Here is an 18,175-nt window from a genome sequence, read left to right on the forward strand (position 1 = left end):
CCGGCCCGCTTTGAAGTCTACTTGGCGAGGAATGCCCCGATCCGCTCCAGCGCGCGCAGAATGTTCTCCTCGGAATTGGCGTAGGAAAGCCTGATGTAGCCTTCGCCGAGGATGCCGAAATCGGGGCCGCCGATCAGCGCCACGCCGGCCTCGTCCAGCAGGGCGGAGGCGAGCTTCTTTGCCTTCCAGCCGGTCTTCGACACATTGGGGAAGGCGTAGAACGCACCCTTGGGCGTGATGCAGGAAATGTCGGGCAAGGCGTTCAGGCCTTCGACGACGATCTTCCGGCGGTTGTCGAAGGCGCGCATCATGGTGTCGACATCGTTCTGCGGGCCATCGATGGCCGCGATGCCGGCGAACTGACTCGGCGCGTTGACGCAGGACCAGCAATTGACCGCGAGCTTGCGCACCTTGTCATAGAGATGGGCGCCCTTGTCGCCATTCGGCCAGATCGACCAGCCCATGCGCCAGCCGGTCATCGCCCAAGTCTTGGACCAGCCATTGAGCACGATCAGCCGATCACGGATTTCGGGGTAGGCGAGCAGCGAGCAATGCGTCTCGCCATCATAGGTCATGACGTCGTAGATTTCGTCGGAGAGGATCGCGACATCAGGGTGCTTCTCCAGCCCCTTGACCAGCTTCTCGATCTCGGCGCGCGGCGTGACGCCGCCGGTCGGGTTGGCCGGCGAGTTGAGGATCAGCAGCCTGGTCTTGGACGTGATCAGCGCCAGCGTCTCCTCGGCCGAGAAGGCAAAGCCGTTCTCCTCGCGCATTGGCACGGGTATCGGTGCGGCACCGGTGAACTCGATCATCGAACGGTAGATCGGGAAGCCGGGATCGGGATAGAGGATCTCGGCGCCGGGTTCGCCGAACATCAGGATCGCCGCGAACATGGTCGGCTTGCCGCCGGGCAGGATCATCACCGTTTCGGGCGAGACCTCGACGCCTGTGGTGGTCAGCGTGCGGCGCGCCACCGCCTCGCGCGTCGCCAGCAGGCCGTTGGCGGGCGTGTAGCCGTGGTGGCCGTCACGCAGCGCCTTGATCGCCGCCTCGACGATATGCTGCGGCGTCTTGAAGTCGGGCTGGCCGATGCCGAGATTGACGATGTCGCGGCCCTGGCTCGCTAGTGCGGTCGCCCTGGCCAGCACCGCGAATGCATTTTCCTCGCCGAGGCGATCGAAGGCCGAAATCGTGTGGAGCATTTTTCTCGTCCGTGTGGTTCTTGCTGCTGGGTCGCGTTTTTGTGAGCTTCACCAGGCAAAAGTCAAACGGATTGGAGTTTTGGGTGTCGGAAAATCTCAAAGACTGGCAACCGCGTCCCCGGCCGGAGCGCAAGGCGATCGACGGCCGATATGTCAGGCTTGAACCGCTGAGCGCCGCAAAACACGGCGATGGGCTCTTTGAGGCGTCTTCCGTGTCCGATGTCGATGGCCGCTTCGCCTGGCTGCCCGACTATCCGCCGGAAACCCGCGCCGCCTTCCAGCCTTGGCTGGACAAGGTCGAGGCCAGCGAGGATCCGCTGTTCTTTGCCATCATCGACAAGGCCAGCGGCAAGGTTGCCGGACGCCAGACGCTGATGCGCATCGATCCAGCCTATGGCGTCATCGAGATCGGCAACATCTATTGGGGGCCGCTGATCTCGCGCAAGCCGGCGGCGACGGAAGCGCAGTTCCTGTTCATGAAATACATCTTCGACGAGCTCGGCTACCGCCGCTACGAATGGAAGTGCAACAACCGCAACGAGCCGTCGAAGCGGGCGGCGGAACGGTTCGGTTTCAAGTTCGAGGGCATTTTCCGCCAGCACCTCATCGTCAAGGGTGAAAACCGCGACACAGCGTGGTATTCGATCATCGACAAGGAATGGCCGGCCCTGCGCAAAGCCTATGTTGCGTGGCTCGATCCGGCCAATTTCGACGGCGCCGGCCAGCAAAAGCGACGGCTCGAGGATTGTCGCGCGGAATTCGGCGCTTAAGTCCGGCTTGGGGCGCATGACAGGAGTTGCCAGTGGCGCAGTCCCACGACCATAGCGGGCATGACCACGGCGGCGTCGGCCATGTGCATGGCTCCACCGACAAGAAGCGCGTGCTGATCGCGGCCTGCCTGACGGCGGGCTTCATGGTGGCGGAAGCGCTTGGCGGCCTCTTCACCGGGTCGCTGGCGCTGCTGGCGGACGCCGGCCACATGCTGGCCGACGCCATCGCGCTCGGCCTTGCCTGGTATGCCTTCCATCTCGCAGGGCGGCCGGCGACCGGCCGGCTCACCTATGGTTTCGGCCGGGTCAAGACACTGGTCGCCTACACCAACGGCATCGCCATCTTCGTCATCGCGCTGTGGATCGTCTACGAGGCCTGGGACCGCCTGCTCACACCGGCGCCGGTGCTGGGCGGACCGATGCTGGTGGTGGCGATCCTCGGCCTGCTGGTCAATCTCGGCTCCTTCTTCGTGCTGCATGGCGGCGACCGCGAAAGCCTCAACATGCGCGGCGCCATCCTGCATGTGCTGGGTGACCTGCTTGGCTCGGCAGCGGCGATCGTGGCGGCGCTGGTGATCCTGGCGACCGGTTGGACGCCGATCGACCCGATCCTGTCGGTGCTGGTCTCGCTGCTGATTCTGTCGACGGCCTGGTCGCTGATGCGCGCCGCCGCCCACGTCCTGCTCGAGGGCGTGCCGCCAAGCCTCGATCGGGACCTGGTCGCCAAGGACCTGGAAACGGCGGTCCCGGGCGTGCGCGAGGTGCACCATATGCATGTCTGGTCGCTCGACGGGTCAAGCAATATGGCGACGCTGCATGCCTGCCTCGACGAGGGTGTCGATGCGTACCAGGCGGTCAGCACCATCAAGAAGCGGCTTGCCAGCGAGCACGGCATCAGCCATGCCACCGTGGAACCGGAATTCGGCCACTGTGCCGATGAGGGTGACGACCACGATCACCAGCATGAGCACGATGCGGCTGCGCATCACGGCCACCATCACTAGGCCCGATCGATGACCATTGATCGGACCTGTCTCAGGAGTTTTCCAGCTTTGAAACCCAGCCCGACGAACGACCGCCGCTCCGGTGCGGCATGATGGACCGTGACACGCGCAATGCGGCCATCGCGGCGGTCTGGATCATGCTGCTGTTCGGCATTGCCGCCTTCTATCTGCCGACAGTGATGCTGGCACTCGGCAGTTTTTCGACCGTGCTGGCGGGTATCTTCGGCGTCGTCTTCGTGCTGGCGTTCTTCCTCGTGTTCTGGCTGCGCGCGCGCAGCCAGCGCAAAAATCAGGGCAAGTAAGGGATCTTTGACATGCGCATTCTGATCACCGGCGCCGCAGGCATGGTCGGCCGCAAACTCATCGCCCGGTTGGCCAAGGACGGCACGTTGCGCGGCAAAGAGATCACCGCGCTCGATTTGCATGACATCGTGCCGCCGCAGGCGCCGGCGATGGAAGGCGTCAGCATCAGCACCCATACCGGCGACCTCGCGGTGACAGGTGCCGCCGAAGGCCTGGTCGCGTCGCGCCCCGACGTCGTCTTCCATCTCGCCGGCATCGTGTCAGGCGAGGCGGAAGCCAATTTCGATCTCGGCTACCGCGTCAACCTCGACGGCACGCGCGCCCTCTTCGATGCCATCCGGCTTGGGGGTTTTGCGCCGCGCGTCGTCTTCACCTCGTCGATCGCGGTGTTTGGTGCGCCGTTCCCGGATGTCATCCCGGATGAATTCCACCCGACACCGCTGACCTCCTACGGCACGCAGAAGCAGATGAGCGAAGCGCTGCTCGCCGACTATTCCAGGCGCGGTTTCTTCGACGGCATCGGCATCCGCCTGCCGACGATCTGCGTGCGGCCCGGCAAGCCGAACAAGGCGGCATCCAGCTTCTTCTCCGGCATCATCCGCGAACCGCTGAGCGGCCATGAGGCGATCCTGCCGGTGCCGCGCTCGGTCGTGCACACCCATGCCAGCCCGCGCTCGGCGGTGAATTTCCTGATCCGTGCGGCCGGGATCGACGGTGCTGCCGTCGGGCCGCGCCGCAACCTGACCATGCCCGGCGTCGCCGTCACCGTCGGTGAGCAGATCGAGGCGCTGGAGCGCATCGCCGGGCCGAAGACGGTAAGCCTGATCCGCGAGGTGCCCGACGAGACGATCTGGGCGATCGTCAAGGGATGGCCGACCCGCTTCGAGGCGCAGCGGTCACGGGAGCTTGGCTTTACTGCTGAAAAGAGCTTCGACGAGATCATCCGCGCCCATATCGAGGATGAGCTGGATGGCCAGATTCCTGGCTAGGAGTTTGCGACGTCCATCCCTTTTCGATGGGATGGGGAAGACCTACACGCTGCCCGTCAGACTCGCCGACAGCAGCAGCAATCCGAACAGGAAGACGAAGGCGGCGCCGGCGATCTCGACAATCGAATGGATGCGGTTGCCCATGCGGCCGTCGCCGGCGAAATACACCGCCCAGTTCTTAGCGGTCACGGCCAGTGTCGCCAGCGCCGAGACGGTAATGGCGGTTCCAAGCGACATTGCCAGCACCGACAGGAGGCCGCCGAGCCAGAGCCCATTGAGCAGCGCGAAGCTCAGCACGATCAGCGCGCCGGAGCAGGGTCGGATGCCGACGGCGGCCACAGCCGACCAGGCGGTGCGCCAGTCAAAGCGGTCGCCCGACAGCAGCGCCGGATCCGGCGCATGCGAGTGGCCGCAGGTTTCGCAGACCTCGCCTGCCGCGTGATCGTGATGCGCGTGGTCGTGATGCGCATGATCATGCGGGTGGTCATGCGCGGCGTGGTCATGATGGTCGTGCGAATGCTCATGAACATGGTCGTCATGCACTTGCAGCGCATGCGAATGAGCAGGCGCCGAATGGCCGTGGGCCGCATGCGAATGACCGGCGTGGGAGTGACCAGCGCGGCCGGCATGCGAGTGGCCACCGTGCGAATGGCCGGCATGAGCGGCCGACAGGCTGTAGGCGGGCGCCCTGCCGAACAGGCGCAGGATGGAAGGGCCGAGCTTGCGCCATAAGAGCCAGGCGCCGAACAGGGTGACAAGGGCAAAGCTCATGATCTCCATGAACCAGGCCGCGTCGGTCATCGAGATGGTGGTGCCGCGCAGGACGAAATAGGCGAGCAGCATGACCACGATCGCCGTCAGGCCCTGCAGCAGCGCCGAAACGAAGGACAACAGGACGCCGCGCCGCAGCGCCACTTCATTGGCCACCATGTAGGACGAGATCACCGCCTTGCCGTGGCCGGGGCCGGCGGCATGGAAAATGCCATAGGCGAAGGACAGACCGATGAGGATCCAGATCTTGCTGTTGTCCTGGCGCATCGCCTTCATGGCTGTCGCCAGCGCACGATAGAATTCCTGCTGTCTGAGGTTGATCCACATCAGGATGTGGGCGAACGGGCCTGTGGTCGGCGCCATGCCGTCATTGACGCCGATGCCGAGCGAACTCTGGGCGTGCGCGGCATTGGCGAAATGCATCGCGGCAAAGGTGAGGGCCAACAGGCCGAGTGCCAAACGCAGGGACGGTTTCCTCACCGGCTTCATCCTTCTGGCTGACAGGTCAGTTCGAGCTTGGTGGCAAAGATCTTGCTCATGTCGGTACCTGTCGGATCGTTGAAGAAAGCGTCCGTCAGGGTCTTCTGGTTTTCCTTGATGGCCTCATCCGGGTCCGGACGGACCACTTTGCTGGTGCAATTCGACGGCAGGCCTTCGACAGTGATGTTGGAATCCTCGGTGAAGTCGATCGCGGTATAGAAAGTCGGGTCGTAGACGCCGATGTCGATCGTGCCGGTCAGCTTGATCGGCGCCTTGGGCTCGGACTCGAACAGGATGATCAACTGGTCGTTGTCGAAATTGGCCATCAGATGTGGGGGCGGCACCATCGTCACGTCCTTGCCGTTCTGCGTGACGAGTTGGAAATAGTTGAATTCGGCCAGCGAGGCATGAACGGTGTCGGCGACATCCTTCAGCTCCTTGTCGTCAAGCTTCAGGTCGGAGTTCTTGTCGAACTCCATCATCACCGTACTCGAAAACAGGTCGTCGAAGCGCCAGAGATGGCGCAGCGCTTTCACACTTTGGTGATCCGGGGAGAGGATGACGTCGAGGCGGGCCTCGGCGAAGACGTGTGGATGCACATAGGCCGGCCCCGTCGCGGCAAAGGTCGCCGCCAAGGCCGAAGCCAATATGATTGCATGCCGTTTGAGATGCATTCCCGGTCGCGATTCCCTTGGCCTTGGCGAGAAACCGAAGGTTACCAGAAAGGGGGCGAAAATGGGACCGCCAGTGCGTGTCACCCAAAAGTGTGCGGCGGTTTTGCGGTTACGATACCTATGCAACAAGAAGTCAGAGCGCGTCGCGGCGATGTGTTCTGATGGCTGAAGCAGGTCAAGCGGCCTCACGTGTCCTGAACCACTGCACCAGAAAGTCGACAAAGACACGGACCTTGGCCGGCAGATAGCGGCGGTGTGGGTAGACGGCGAAGATTCCGCCGCCGGACAGGATGCGGTCATCGAGCACAGTCACCAGCCGGCCGCTGGCAAGATCGGGCGAGGCGATGAAATCCGGCAGGATGCAAAATCCGAGCCCCGACACGGCGGCGGCGCGCGCCGCCATCGGGCTGTTGACCTCGATTGGGCCCGACACGGCGACGCTCAGCTGATCATTGTTGTCGCCCTTGAATGCCCAGTTGTTCAGCCCGCGGCCATTGGTGTCGACGATGCAGGGCATGTGGCCGAGATCCTGTGGCCGCGTCGGCATGCCATGCTTTGCGATCAGTTCGGGCGACGCGCAGAGCTTTATGGAGAATGGCGCCAGTCGCCTGGCGATCAGCGACGAATTCTCCAGGCGCGAGATACGCACCGCGAGGTCGAAGCCTTCCTCGACGAGGTCGACGAAGCGGTCGTCGAGCTGGATGTCGAGCACGATGTCGGGGTGCTGCTTGGCGAAGTCGATCAGCGACTGGCCGATCGGTGCGTCGGCGAAAGTGCGCGGCGCCGAGAGTTTGATCCTGCCGCGCACGTCGCCGGAGGATTCGCGCACGGCGTCCGCCAGGCTGTCGACCTCGCGCACGATCTCCGAGGCGCGCCGGTAGTAGGTGTGGCCCGCCTCGGTCATCGAGAACTGGCGCGTGGTGCGGTTGAGCAGCAGCGCGCCGAGTTCGTCCTCCAGCTCGCGCACATACTTTGACAGCAGCGCCTTGGAGCGGCCGATCTTGCGCGCGGCCGCTGAAAAGCCCTCGGCCTCGACGACGTCGATGAAGGCGCGCATGCGGGTCAGTGTGTCCATCGTTCAGGCCCTTTGTGCTGCGTCGAGAAGTTTTCGGCCGAGCCGTATCAGGGCAATGTCACTGCCGGGAGGGCCTAGCAGCGACAGGCCGAACGGTGCGCCGGCGACCGAGCCGATGGGCAAGGTGATCTGTGGAAAGCCGGAGAGCCCGGCGAGGCACAGAAGATGAAGCGCCCGCTCGCGGTAGGCCTGGAACTGCTCCGGCGTCGAGTCGACATAGGGGGCCGGACCCGGCACGGTCGGCAGCACAAGGAAGCCGTCCTTGCCAAGCAGGGCGCCGAGTTCGCCGCGGAAGGTCAGGCGGCGCACCTTCTCGGCCTGCGCTGTGCGGTCATCGACGGCGCGGCCAAAGCCGAAACGCTCCTCCACGCCGGGGCCAAGGTCGCGCTCGCCGCTGGTGATCCAGTCGCCATGCACGCCCCAGGCTTCCCTGGCCTGCAGCCGGCGAAAGCACCAGTAGAGTTCATCGGGGGTAGAGCTGAAATGCGTCACCGGCGTTGCCGGGGCGCCGAAAACCGCGCTCGCCAGTCCCTTCATCCCGGCATATTCGGCAAGTGCCGGGCGGGCGACCATTTCGTCCAGCCAGGTGATGGACAGCGGGCGGTCCAGGGAATGCTGGTGCGGGTCGCGGCCAAGCAATAGCTTGCCGACGGTCTCGTAGGTCTCGATGTCGTCGGCAAACCAGCCGAACGTGTCGAAGCTCGGCGCCAGCTTCATCGTGCCGTCAAGCGAAATGCGGCCATGCGTGGTGCGCAGCCCGATCAGCCCGCAAAAGCTCGCCGGCGCGCGGATAGAGCCGCCGGTATCCGAGCCGGTGGCAATGTCGGCCAGCCTGCCCGCCACCGCCGAAGCCGAACCAGACGAAGAGCCGCCGGTGACACGGTCGGGAGCGGCCGGGTTCACCGGAAACGGAAAATGCGCGTTCTGGCCGAACAGCGCGAAGGCAAGCTCGTCGGTCTGCGTCTTGCCGACGAAGCGCGCGCCGGCATCGAGAATCGCCTGCACGGCAGGCGCCGTGCGCGAGGCGGCATGGCTTTCGGCGAATCTTTGCAAATTGCCGCAGCCGGTGCGGTAGCCGGCTACGTCGTAAATGTCCTTGACGGCCAGCCGCAGACCGGCGAGCGGGCCGAGCTCGGCATGGGCCACCGGCATCTGGCGAAGATTGAGGAAGGCGTTGTGGGGGCCGTGTGTGCCTGGCATCGTTCGATATCCGGATACGGTTGTGCCAACATTGTTCGATGCCAGAAATTTTACAACCTTGGATACGATTTTTATTGATTGTGACGGCAACCAGCCATATATCGCGCTTGCCCAAAGTCGCACGTGCCTGTGGGTGTCCGCCGATCCTCGAATGGTGAGGGAAATCGGTAAGGTAACTGGAGCCAACCCCTCCAGTCGGTCTAGCGGCCAACCGCCAGCCCGAGGACACCTTGAAGCAACGACGGTGCGGGCCTTTCTGGTTCTCTTCCGGTTGTCCAAAGACCGGGGTTACTAAAGAGGCACACCTTCATTGCCGGCAGTGCGGAACGGGGTCTCCCAATCCAAGCCAAGGCAGACAAAGCGAACCGAAGCCGGGCAAGGCCAAGGTTCATCGCCGCGAGACGGCGTTTCATGGTTCCGGGGTCTCCACCGGCTGGGTCCATGAATTTCCGTCCCGCCTTTGTTTGACCGCGTGTTCGCGAGGCCGAAGGCCTGCGTACGCACCCTTGTGCGCGCCGAAAGGCGTGTTGGAGAATACCGATGGCTACACAGCGCATCCTCGACTTCCTCGCCACCCGACGTCCGGCCGGCCCCTGCCTCGTCGTCGACCTCGATGTCGTGCGCGACAATTTCCGCGCCTTCGAGAAGGCGTTGCCCGATTCCAAGATCTACTATGCGGTGAAAGCAAACCCGGCGCCTGAAATCCTGCGCCTCCTTGCTGCGATGGGCTCGTCCTTCGACACCGCTTCCGTTGCCGAAGTCGAGATGGCGATGGACGCGGGTGCGCCCGCGGACCGCATCTCCTTCGGCAACACCATCAAGAAGGAGCGTGACATCGCACGCGCCTACCAGCTCGGCATCCGGCTGTTCGCAGTCGATTGCGTCGAAGAGGTCGAGAAGATCGCCCGCGTCGCTCCCGGCGCCCGCGTGTTCTGCCGCGTGCTGACCGATGGCGAGGGCGCCGAATGGCCTCTGTCGCGCAAGTTCGGCTGCGTGCCTGCGATGGCCGTAGATGTGCTGCGCCATGCCAAGGGCCTCGGCCTCGACGCCTATGGCGTGTCGTTCCATGTCGGCTCGCAGCAGACCGACCTGACCGCCTGGGACCGTGCGCTGGCCGACGCCAAGAAGGTGTTCGCCACGCTCGCCGACGAAGGCATCGTCTTGAAGATGGTCAATATGGGCGGTGGTTTCCCGACGCGCTATTTGCGTGACGTGCCGGCGGCTCAGGCCTATGGCCAGGCGATCTTCTCGGCGCTGCGCAAGCATTTCGGCAATGCCATCCCGGAAACCATCATCGAGCCGGGCCGTGGCATGGTCGGTAATGCCGGCGTCATCAAGTCGGAAGTTGTACTGATCTCGAAGAAGGCCGCCAACGACAATGTGCGCTGGGTGTTCCTCGACATCGGTAAGTTCGGCGGCCTGGCCGAGACGATGGACGAGGCGATCCGGTACCCGATCGTCACCCGCCACGACGGCTCGGAGACCGCGCCTTGTGTGCTCGCCGGCCCGACATGCGATTCGGCCGACGTGATGTACGAGAAGACGCCGTATCCGCTGCCCTTGTCGCTCACGATAGGCGACGAGGTGCTGATCGAAGGCACCGGCGCCTACACGACCACCTACTCGGCGGTCGCGTTCAACGGCTTCGAGCCTCTCCGATCCTACGTGATCTGACGGTTCTTCGTTTGATGCATTTTCGGACACCACTTCGCCCGAAAATGCGCTGAGAGAGCCGATCAGATCATCCGGCGCGGGCGCTTGTCGCCCGCCCGGCTTCGCTTGTGGAACAGATCTCCGCTTGCCAGGGATTGCGGAAATGGAAATGTCAGTTGAAATCGTAGCTCATGCGCCGGCCTTCGCCATGGTCGCAGAAACCGTTGCCGACGTCGCGGCGCGCGAAGCCTTGCTCGATCGCGCCATGGGGCCGATGCGTCGGAAAAAATCGTCGGAGAAGCTGCGACGCGGCCGGCGGCCCTCGGAAGGGCTGGCCTTCGTCGCGCGCGATGTGTCGGGCAGCGTGGCCGGCACGGTACGGCTGTGGGATGTCAGGCTGGGCGAGGGCGGTCCGGCGGCGCTGCTGCTTGGCCCGCTCGCCGTCGATCCGTCGCTCAAGAATGCCGGCATCGGCTCGGCCCTGATGCGCCACGCCATCGCCGAGGCGGCGCGTCTCGGCCACGCGGCGATCCTGCTGGTCGGCGATGCGCCCTACTACGGACGCTTCGGCTTCTCGGCCGACAAGACGGGCCGGCTGGCGATGCCAGGCCCCTATGAGCGGCACCGCCTGCTGGCGCTGGAACTGATGGACGGAGCGCTTGATGGCGTGCTCGGCACGCTGAAGGCGTCCGGACGCAAGCTGAAGGTACAGGCGACGCTGGCGGCCTGATTGTCGCAAAACGCCGCCCGAAAGGCGGCGTTTTCGTTATTGCTTGTCACTGTTTCCTGACGCCGCCATTCGGCGGCCGCGCGGTTCAGCCGATCAGCTGGCTGAGTGCCATGGCCACCGTCATGTCGCCTTCGACTTTGATCTTGCCGGTCATGAACGCCATGGTCGGGTTCAGGTCGCCAGCGATCAGCGAATCGAGATCGTCGAGCGAGAGCTTGATGGTGCAGTCGGTGGGGGCATCCGATGTCGAGACGGTTGCGCCGTCGATGACGATGACGCCGTCGCCGCCGGTGTCGAACTTCACGGAACGATCGAAGCCGCTGCTGGCCACGCGCGACTTGATCTTCTCGGCAATCTCCTGAACGCTCACGCTGTTCTCCTGTCTGGTTGCATCTGTCGCGCGACGGTGCTTCGGTCCGACCGAAACCCCATGCTGCCTCTGAGGCGATTACAATCGCTGCCGCATATAGCGGCGGGTTGACGTTTACGTCAACGCGAATCCGGGAGGCTGGTTCCTATCGCCGCACCGGGCAAGCCGGTGGGAGCACCGGTGCCCGGTCAGTGGGCCGGCGGCGCTTCCGCGTCGGCCGGCTTGGCCTTCTCGGGGGCCGCGGTGTCGGAGTCCTGCCGGCGGCGCAGCCAGTTGTCGCGGATCTCGTCCTTGCTCAGGAAGTTGACCTGATCGATCAGAACCTCATGCACCAGGGTTGCGCCGACGCGGGTGTTGATGGCGTCGCGGATCGCGGCGCGGAAGGCGTCGAGGTCGATCGTCGCCTTCTTGCTGAAGTCGATCTGGGGATTGGAATAGAGGTAGCTGTAGACCTGATCGGTGATCAGCGCTTCGGCCGGGATCGACAGTTTCTTTATCTGCTCCGGCTCGACGGTGTAGACCAGCTTGGCCAGGAAATAGCCGCCGATCTTGGAGTCGCGGATCAGCGGCACCGAAATAACGTCGGTCTTGACGTAATCCAGCCCGCCCAGCATCGGCTTGGGTTTTTCGCCGACGCCTTTTTCGCCCGCTGCCTGGAACGAGTAAAAAACCGCGCCGAGCGTGGCGGCGCAGACCCAGATCGCGATGGCGATGATCTTGATCATTCAGAGCCCGAGCCCGACATCACAACGATCTACCCCTTCATCCGGCCGAATTCGCCGGCGGAGTAGGTGCCGTCGGTTTCGGCGCGCTGGATGGCGCTGCGCAGCAGGCTGGCGACCTCGTTGACGGCGCTCAGATGCGCCAGGATAGCCGCCTCGTTCTTCGCCAGTTTCTGGCGCAGCCTGGTCAGGCCCTCGCGGTGCTGTTCGAGGAACTCGGCTTCGCTGCCGCCCTTTATGGCGCGCGTCAGTTCGTAGAGATAGCGGCTCTTGCGGGCGTTCGACGCCTTGAGGTCATAGCTGGTGTCACTGCGGATACCGGCGGTCTCTTCCTCGACCACCTCCTCGATGCGGCCGATGATGGCGGCAAGGTTTCCGGGCCGCGCGAACGGTATCGGAGCTTCCAACGCGGTGGTACGCGCCGGCAGGTTGGCGGTGAATTCGGAAGAGTCGGTCATGGTGTTTCCCAGCCTAGATCTTGATATCTGTTTTTATGGTTGTCTCGTCGCCGGTCATCGACCTGGCGGCCTTGCGCTGCAATTCCTGGACGAGCGAGGTGGAAAGACGGGTTTGCTGGTCAATCTCGGTCTTTTCCGGTCCGTTTGAGACCGGGCCGATCGGCACCTTGCGCTTGCCGTCCATATAGTGGTCGGCGAGCAGCGACTTGGCGATGCCGATGCCGCCGCGCTCGGCCATGACGTCGGCGACGCGCTCGGCGAGCTGCGATTTCCACATGTCGCCGGCGAGACCCGTGCCGTAGACGCCCTCGGTGTCCTTGGGCAGCATGTTCTGGATGAAGGTCTGCAGGATCATCGCCTCGAACTTCTTGAATTTCTTGGCCGGATCGGCTGTCGCCGCCGCCTTGTCAGCCGTGGTGCGCGACAGGATCGAGCCGGCATCGACGGATGCCGCGGTGTCGACCGAGAACGCGCCGGCGGCACCGCCCGCACGCTTCGTCAGCGCGGCGCGGGCAGCCTCGATATCCATCGGATCGACAGCTCGGGCGACATCCATAACAATGTCGCTGGGTGGTGAAATCGCCAAGAAAGTCCGCCTTTTGCCGGGTTTCCTTAGCCGGACCATGCCTCAACAAGCTTGTGGCAGGCTTGCGAAGGGAGGAGTGAGGCACAATGCAGGTGCTGGGATCGGTTGTCCGCTCGCGCCAGAAGCCATTGCCGACCAGATGTCCTGATATCGCCTTTCGGTCGGGAGGGGACCGTCCAGGCGTCGAATTGTTGAAGCTTTGTTGTCGCCTTTGGGTTATCCCACAACCAACACTGTTCGACACGGAGTTGCGACCAATTGAGCGTAGCCTTTGCCAAGGAGGAAAGTGCCGAGGCGGCGTCGGAAACCATCCTGCCGGCTCGCCCTATTTCCGATCGGATCAACCTCGTCACCGAGGCGGGCCTCAAGATGCTAAGGGATGAATTGGCTAGCGCCCGGCAGGCCCTCGAGGCCGCCAGCGTGCTGGAAGATGTCAACGAGAGGCGGCGGCAGTCGGCGGTTCCGGTTCGAGATGTCAGCTATTATGCCGAACGCGTCCGCACGGCTCAGCTCATGCCGGTGCCGACGGCCAATGAAGTGGTCGCCTTCGGGCACACCGTTGCCTTCGAGCGTGACGATGGCCGCACCCAGACCTTCCGCATTGTCGGCGAGGATGAGGCCGACCCGTCGCAAGCGTCCATATCGCATGGCTCGCCGGTAGCCATCGCGCTGATGGGCAGGAGCGTTGGCGATGTTGTCCAGCTGGGGCCGCGCGAACTCGAGATCCTGTCCATTTCCTAGCTGGATATCGGGGTACGACGTCAAAAACCCGGAACAGGCCGGGTCTTTCCACTCAATCGAGCGCCAAGTGTCAAGGCCGCCGGGAAACTCTTGATCACGGCGCGCATGGCCGCCGCGCTGCCAGGCCGGAGAGCTATTCGGGCAATCAAGGCCGCGGCACGCAAGCGGGTCGAGAATTGCCGGCGCCATTCCCTTTCGTAGCGGCGTCCGGCTTCGTCGGTGCCCTCGTGGCCTTTACCCGACGCGGTCAGTTCTCGCGCAAGCAGCCAGCCGGATTGCAGCGCCATCGAAATCCCTTCGGCGATGAGAGGATGCGACTCGCCCGCGATGTTGCCGACGCGGAAGATGCCCTGATCATAGCCAGCTCGAATACCGGGATGAATCGGCCCCGCGGCGAGCCATGGGCCATCCAGTTCGGCACCGGCCAGCACCGTTCCCACGCCTCGGCACGAGGCCACGACGTGGCGCGACAATGCATCCGCGGCCGCACTATTTCCCGAGCGCTGGCGCAGCCCGGACAGCACATCCCGGCGGATACAGCAGGAAATCGAAACCCGGCCACGGTCTGCCGTCACCATGCCACCATAGCCGCCCGGGAAAACCAGCAGCGGCATCAGGTCGGGCGCCAGTGCCGCGCCGGTAAAATGCGCCTTGAAACCGAAAAGGTCGGAGGGTTGGCTCGCCCTTTCAATCTGGCTCGGGAGTTTGCCTGCTTCCCAGGATCCGTGCGCGGCAATGATCACAGGTGCGCTCAAAACCTGTTGTTGCTGGCCCGCCTCCACGGTCACGAACTGCACATCATCGCGCCGACGAATAGCGACAGCCTTGCAAGGCTGGAGAATTTCGACCCCGGCGCGTTCGGCGGCCTGCAACAGGACGTAGTCCAGGCGATCGCGGCCGAGAGCGCGGCCGAGACCCGTCCTGGCGCGCGGCATTCGCGCCTCGGCCGAGACATCGCCCGAAAAGAAGCCGACGCGACGAATTTCGGGACCGGCTTCGGCGCGCCAGGTCTTGCCGACGCCCAACTGGTCGAGCAGGGCAAGGCTGGTACCCGACATGAATTCGCCGCAGACCTTTCGGCGCGGAAACGCGACCTTCTCCACCATTGCCACCGACCAACCATGCTGGGCCAGCGCAATGGCGGTGGAGCTCCCGGCGGGGCCGGCACCGATGATGATTGCGTCGTGCGTCATCTGGCGCCGGGCATGCTTGCGCCGGGCACACGGGCACCGACAAAACCTTGAGTGAACAGGCCTCTGCGAGCCTCGATCACCGGCGTTCCACCCGACGCTTGCCACAATTGTGAAAGTTCGGTGCCACGAAAACCGGATCGGACACTTTGCGTCGCGTCGTTCAGTGTAACCGCGCAGGCGCCGATCACTCGCAGGAATCGTGTCGCCACAAGTGGCCCCTTGGCCCGGAGCGGCTCGGTCGCGACAAGCAGCGGGGCCATCGTCATGATCCGGACAAACAGCTCCTTGAGGCGCGTGTCGTCGAAGTGATGGAGGATGAGGTTGGCACAAACGAGATCGAAGGGCCTGTCCGATGTCCAGTCGAATATATCGGCGGTTACAGGCCGCGCCCGCCAACCAAATTCAGCGAAAGCGTTGCACACATCCTTGCCGATCAGGCCGATCCTGTCGACCATGACGATCTCCACATCGGGCCAATGCCGCGCCATCAGCCGCGCCACTCCCAGCATGAATTTTCCGTCACCGGCGCCCAGTTCGAGGATGCGCAGCGGCGGCGTTTGCAAATTGGCTCGCATGAGCGATGCCATGAACCTGGCCTGGAACATCAGCGCATTGATGCGAACGAGGTCACGTCGGGATGCGATCGCACTGGGATCATCGGCCGCGAGGCCGTCGAGCAGCTCTGGCTCCAGATGCCGGATATTCATGTCGGTCATGCTATGGATCGGAAATCCAGGGCTTCAGCCGGCAATCCGGCAGGTCGGTCCCTTTCATACTAGATCGGAGGCTGGTATGACAGTTTGCAAATAAGAAATATCGGCGCCATGCAATAAAATGCTTTGTGCCGGCGTTTGCCTTAGGAAAAGCTTCCCCAATTCCCAGACCTCTTGTGAGACCCGATTGGGCTCATTGTCGGAGCAATTTTGTCCCCTCAAGCGTATCTGAACCGCATTGCCACGTCGGTTCCACAACACGACGTGCATGAGTTCTATCTCCGCTATGGAGCTTTGCTGCTTGAAGACAATGCCCCGCGCCTTACGCTCTTCGAGCGAATGGTCGCTCTCGCAGGCATCGAACATCGCTATTCCTGCTTTGCGCCTGCCGACGACCCGCGCGGCGGGGCAATCGACCGCGACGGCACCTCGGTCAGGGGCTCGTTCGCCAGCACCGCGACCCGCATGGAGATGTACGAAGCCGCGGCACCTGAGCTCGCGCAGCAGGCCGTCGACAAGCTTCTGGCCGACGAAGACCGCTCGCTCATCACGCATTTGATCGTGACGAGCTGCACGGGCTTTTCGGCGCCTGGCATCGACCTGGAGCTGGTGCAGCGATGCGGCCTGCCGAATTCGGTAGAGCGCACCATCGTCGGCTTCATGGGATGCTATGCCGCCATCAACGCCTTGAAGCTGTCACGCCATATCGTGCGCTCCGACCCGAAAGCCCGCGTGCTGATCGTCAACATCGAATTGTGCACGCTGCATTTCAGGGAAGCCACCGAACTTGAGAAGCTGATCTCGTTCTGCCTGTGGGGCGACGGGTGCGCGGCCGCGCTGGTAACGGCCGAACCGCACGGCATCCTGCTCGAAAGCTTCCACGCCATCGTCACGGCGGAGCGCAAGGAGCTGATGAGCTGGCACATCCGCGACGACGGTTTTGACATGGTGCTGTCCGGTCAGGTTCCCGGCGCGGTCCGCGAGACGCTGCGCAACGAGCATGCGGCCATCCTCGGCGGCAGGCCCGCAAGCGAGATCGATTTGTGGGCGGTGCATCCCGGCGGCCGCTCCGTGCTCGACGCTGTCGAGCGGGCACTCAAACTGGAGCCGAGCGCGCTCGCCGTATCGCGCGAAGTGCTCAGGCGATACGGCAACATGTCATCGGCAACCGTGATGTTCGTGATGGCCGAAATGCTGAAGGAGCCGTCAGGCTTGGTCGGCTGCGGCATGGCGTTCGGGCCGGGATTGACCACCGAGACCATGATGTTCCGGACTGCCTGATGAAGGCCTTGCACGAAAACATCTCGCTCGCGGCCCGTCGGTTGGCGCCCTATTTGCCGTATCCGCACTTCATGTGCGTGGCGCCTCTCGACGCCGTGCTGCGGGTCCTGTGGCGCTCGCAAGGCCAGATCCCTCCCGCCTACTGGCCCCGTCTGGTGCTGCTGCTGCTGCTTTCACTGATCAACACCGTCGCCTCCCTGCCGGAGCGCCTGATCGTTGCGGCATGGCTGCGGCTGCGGCCTCCCCGGATGGGGCGGGACAATGCCCCTGTGTTCGTCCTAGGCTACTTCCGGTCCGGCACGACGTTCTTGCAGAACCTGCTGGCAGCCGACCCAGACCTGAGATCGCCGAGCTGGCCGCAGGTCCTGGCGCCTCAGGCATTCGTCCCTGGCTGGTTTCTCCTGCGCTACCTTTTCGTGCCCTCGCTGCCGTTGACACGGCTCGGCGCAGTGGTGCCGGTGGGCGCCGAGCTGCCGGGGGAGGACGACTTTGCGTTGAACAATCTGGGCGGGATGTCCGTCCTGGCGGGGCGCGCCATACTTCCCCGCCGGCAAGCCTTCTTCAATCGATTTCACGATCTCGACGCGCTTTCGAAGGCGGAGTTGGGCCGCTGGCGCTCACATCAGCTGGGTTTCGTCCAGAAGCTTGCTCTCGTTGCGGGCGGGCGGCGACTTGTGCTCAAGTCGCCGAGCCATACGGCGCGCGTCCGCTACCTCCAGGAACTTTTTCCGGGGGCCAAGTTTGTCCACATCTCGCGGTCGCCGGAAGTCGTGTTCCGGTCCAACCTGCTTCTGGTGCGCGAATTGCAACGTGCATTCGCGCTGCAGCCGCCGCTGCCCGAGGACGAGCAGGAGGAGATCATCGCTCACGAATATCTCGCGACAGAGATGCACTATCTGGCCGACAGAGCCCGGATTCCAGCTGGCGACCTCGCGGAAGTGCGGCTGCAGGATCTCACCGCCGACCCCATGGGCGAGATGAGGCGGATCTACCGTGAACTGGGCCTGCCATTTTCGCGCGACTTCGAGGCGCGAATGTCGCAGGTCGCCGCGACGTTCGGCAAGCAGGCGCGCAGCCGCCATACCGACTTGACGGAAGGGCAGAAAGCGAGGGTCGCTCGCCTCGAGCCGCTGGCCACCGCGTTTGGACATGCGCCTCTACAGCCTCCCGAGACGCTCGATGTTGACAGCCAACAGCGCATTGGATGACATAGGATCATGACATCAGGCCGATGGTTGCACGCAAGCTGGGCAGCTTTGG

General features: G+C 63.8%; 20 protein-coding genes. 9 read left to right on the forward strand and 11 right to left on the reverse strand.

From position 1 onward, the window contains the following. Positions 1 to 17: 17 nt before the first annotated feature. On the reverse strand, positions 18 to 1,202 hold the full coding sequence (locus tag HGP13_RS09825; RefSeq protein ID WP_172224576.1) for a pyridoxal phosphate-dependent aminotransferase: 1,185 nt from the start codon (positions 1,200 to 1,202) through the stop codon (positions 18 to 20). A gap of 83 nt (positions 1,203 to 1,285) precedes the next feature. On the opposite strand from HGP13_RS09825, the gene HGP13_RS09830 reads away from it, so the two are divergent. The 4 genes from HGP13_RS09830 (at position 1,286) to denD (ending at position 4,268) form a co-directional block, all read left to right on the forward strand. Further along, positions 1,286 to 1,972 carry a GNAT family protein gene (locus HGP13_RS09830; protein ID WP_172224579.1) on the forward strand — a complete coding sequence of 229 codons (687 nt, stop codon included), beginning with the start codon at positions 1,286 to 1,288 and terminating at the stop codon, positions 1,970 to 1,972. A gap of 32 nt (positions 1,973 to 2,004) precedes the next feature. Then, positions 2,005 to 2,976, forward strand: coding sequence for a cation diffusion facilitator family transporter (locus tag HGP13_RS09835; RefSeq protein ID WP_172224582.1), 972 nt, complete (start codon positions 2,005 to 2,007; stop codon positions 2,974 to 2,976). Positions 2,977 to 3,065: 89 nt separating this feature from the next. Continuing rightward, positions 3,066 to 3,278 (forward strand): hypothetical protein, encoded by a 213-nt coding sequence (locus HGP13_RS09840; protein WP_172224584.1) that lies wholly within the window; start codon positions 3,066 to 3,068, stop codon positions 3,276 to 3,278. A 12-nt stretch (positions 3,279 to 3,290) separates the two neighbouring features. Next, entirely contained in the window at positions 3,291 to 4,268 is a 978-nt protein-coding gene (gene denD, locus HGP13_RS09845) for a D-erythronate dehydrogenase (protein WP_172224587.1), read from the forward strand. Positions 4,269 to 4,310: 42 nt separating this feature from the next. Here the strand turns inward: denD and HGP13_RS09850 are convergent, their stop codons facing one another. The 4 genes from HGP13_RS09850 to HGP13_RS09865 all read right to left on the reverse strand — a co-directional run bounded on the left by HGP13_RS09850 (position 4,311) and on the right by HGP13_RS09865 (position 8,468). Beyond that, positions 4,311 to 5,528, reverse strand: coding sequence for a nickel/cobalt transporter (locus HGP13_RS09850; protein WP_172224590.1), 1,218 nt, complete (start codon positions 5,526 to 5,528; stop codon positions 4,311 to 4,313). Beyond that, positions 5,525 to 6,193, reverse strand: coding sequence for a DUF1007 family protein (locus HGP13_RS09855; RefSeq protein ID WP_172224593.1), 669 nt, complete (start codon positions 6,191 to 6,193; stop codon positions 5,525 to 5,527). Before HGP13_RS09855 ends, HGP13_RS09850 begins: the two co-directional genes overlap by 4 nt. Positions 6,194 to 6,368: 175 nt before the next feature. Then, positions 6,369 to 7,268 carry a LysR family transcriptional regulator gene (locus HGP13_RS09860; RefSeq protein ID WP_172224596.1) on the reverse strand — a complete coding sequence of 300 codons (900 nt, stop codon included), beginning with the start codon at positions 7,266 to 7,268 and terminating at the stop codon, positions 6,369 to 6,371. A gap of 3 nt (positions 7,269 to 7,271) precedes the next feature. Beyond that, positions 7,272 to 8,468 (reverse strand): amidase, encoded by a 1,197-nt coding sequence (locus tag HGP13_RS09865; protein ID WP_172224599.1) that lies wholly within the window; start codon positions 8,466 to 8,468, stop codon positions 7,272 to 7,274. A gap of 540 nt (positions 8,469 to 9,008) precedes the next feature. Here HGP13_RS09865 and odc2 point away from each other — a divergent pair. Together odc2 and HGP13_RS09875 are read left to right on the forward strand one after the other, a co-directional pair. Beyond that, on the forward strand, positions 9,009 to 10,142 hold the full coding sequence (gene odc2 / locus HGP13_RS09870; RefSeq protein ID WP_172224602.1) for an ornithine/lysine decarboxylase: 1,134 nt from the start codon (positions 9,009 to 9,011) through the stop codon (positions 10,140 to 10,142). 142 nt (positions 10,143 to 10,284) lie between these two features. Then, positions 10,285 to 10,851, forward strand: coding sequence for an N-acetyltransferase (locus HGP13_RS09875; protein WP_172224605.1), 567 nt, complete (start codon positions 10,285 to 10,287; stop codon positions 10,849 to 10,851). 85 nt (positions 10,852 to 10,936) lie between these two features. Here the strand turns inward: HGP13_RS09875 and HGP13_RS09880 are convergent, their stop codons facing one another. The 4 genes from HGP13_RS09880 to HGP13_RS09895 all read right to left on the reverse strand — a co-directional run bounded on the left by HGP13_RS09880 (position 10,937) and on the right by HGP13_RS09895 (position 13,026). Continuing rightward, positions 10,937 to 11,221, reverse strand: coding sequence for an SCP2 sterol-binding domain-containing protein (locus HGP13_RS09880; RefSeq protein ID WP_027043088.1), 285 nt, complete (start codon positions 11,219 to 11,221; stop codon positions 10,937 to 10,939). A gap of 188 nt (positions 11,222 to 11,409) precedes the next feature. Next, on the reverse strand, positions 11,410 to 11,946 hold the full coding sequence (locus HGP13_RS09885) for a hypothetical protein (RefSeq protein ID WP_172224608.1): 537 nt from the start codon (positions 11,944 to 11,946) through the stop codon (positions 11,410 to 11,412). Between the two features lie 29 nt (positions 11,947 to 11,975). Continuing rightward, a complete protein-coding gene (locus HGP13_RS09890) occupies positions 11,976 to 12,401 on the reverse strand; it encodes a hypothetical protein (RefSeq protein WP_172224611.1) in 426 nt (141 codons plus the stop codon). Between the two features lie 13 nt (positions 12,402 to 12,414). Then, positions 12,415 to 13,026, reverse strand: coding sequence for a rod-binding protein (locus HGP13_RS09895; protein ID WP_172224614.1), 612 nt, complete (start codon positions 13,024 to 13,026; stop codon positions 12,415 to 12,417). A gap of 219 nt (positions 13,027 to 13,245) precedes the next feature. Here HGP13_RS09895 and greA point away from each other — a divergent pair, with 219 nt between their 5' ends. Next, positions 13,246 to 13,728, forward strand: a complete 483-nt coding sequence (greA, locus tag HGP13_RS09900) for a transcription elongation factor GreA (RefSeq protein ID WP_172224617.1) — start codon at positions 13,246 to 13,248, stop codon at positions 13,726 to 13,728. A gap of 20 nt (positions 13,729 to 13,748) precedes the next feature. Here the strand turns inward: greA and HGP13_RS09905 are convergent, their stop codons facing one another. Beyond that, a complete protein-coding gene (locus HGP13_RS09905; RefSeq protein ID WP_172224620.1) occupies positions 13,749 to 14,921 on the reverse strand; it encodes an NAD(P)/FAD-dependent oxidoreductase in 1,173 nt (390 codons plus the stop codon). Next, positions 14,918 to 15,637 carry a class I SAM-dependent methyltransferase gene (locus HGP13_RS09910; RefSeq protein ID WP_172224623.1) on the reverse strand — a complete coding sequence of 240 codons (720 nt, stop codon included), beginning with the start codon at positions 15,635 to 15,637 and terminating at the stop codon, positions 14,918 to 14,920. The genes HGP13_RS09905 and HGP13_RS09910 overlap by 4 nt, the downstream gene beginning before the upstream one ends. Before the next feature lie 207 nt (positions 15,638 to 15,844). Between HGP13_RS09910 and HGP13_RS09915 the strand changes: the two genes are divergently transcribed. Together HGP13_RS09915 and HGP13_RS09920 are read left to right on the forward strand one after the other, a co-directional pair. Next, entirely contained in the window at positions 15,845 to 16,915 is a 1,071-nt protein-coding gene (locus tag HGP13_RS09915; protein ID WP_172224626.1) for a type III polyketide synthase, read from the forward strand. Continuing rightward, positions 16,915 to 18,123: a sulfotransferase gene (locus HGP13_RS09920; RefSeq protein ID WP_172224629.1), complete on the forward strand. Its 1,209-nt coding sequence runs from the start codon at positions 16,915 to 16,917 to the stop codon at positions 18,121 to 18,123. The genes HGP13_RS09915 and HGP13_RS09920 overlap by 1 nt, the downstream gene beginning before the upstream one ends. Positions 18,124 to 18,175 lie beyond the last annotated feature (52 nt).

Source organism: Mesorhizobium sp. NZP2077 (assembly GCF_013170805.1).
Taxonomy (GTDB): Bacteria; Pseudomonadota; Alphaproteobacteria; order Rhizobiales; family Rhizobiaceae; genus Mesorhizobium.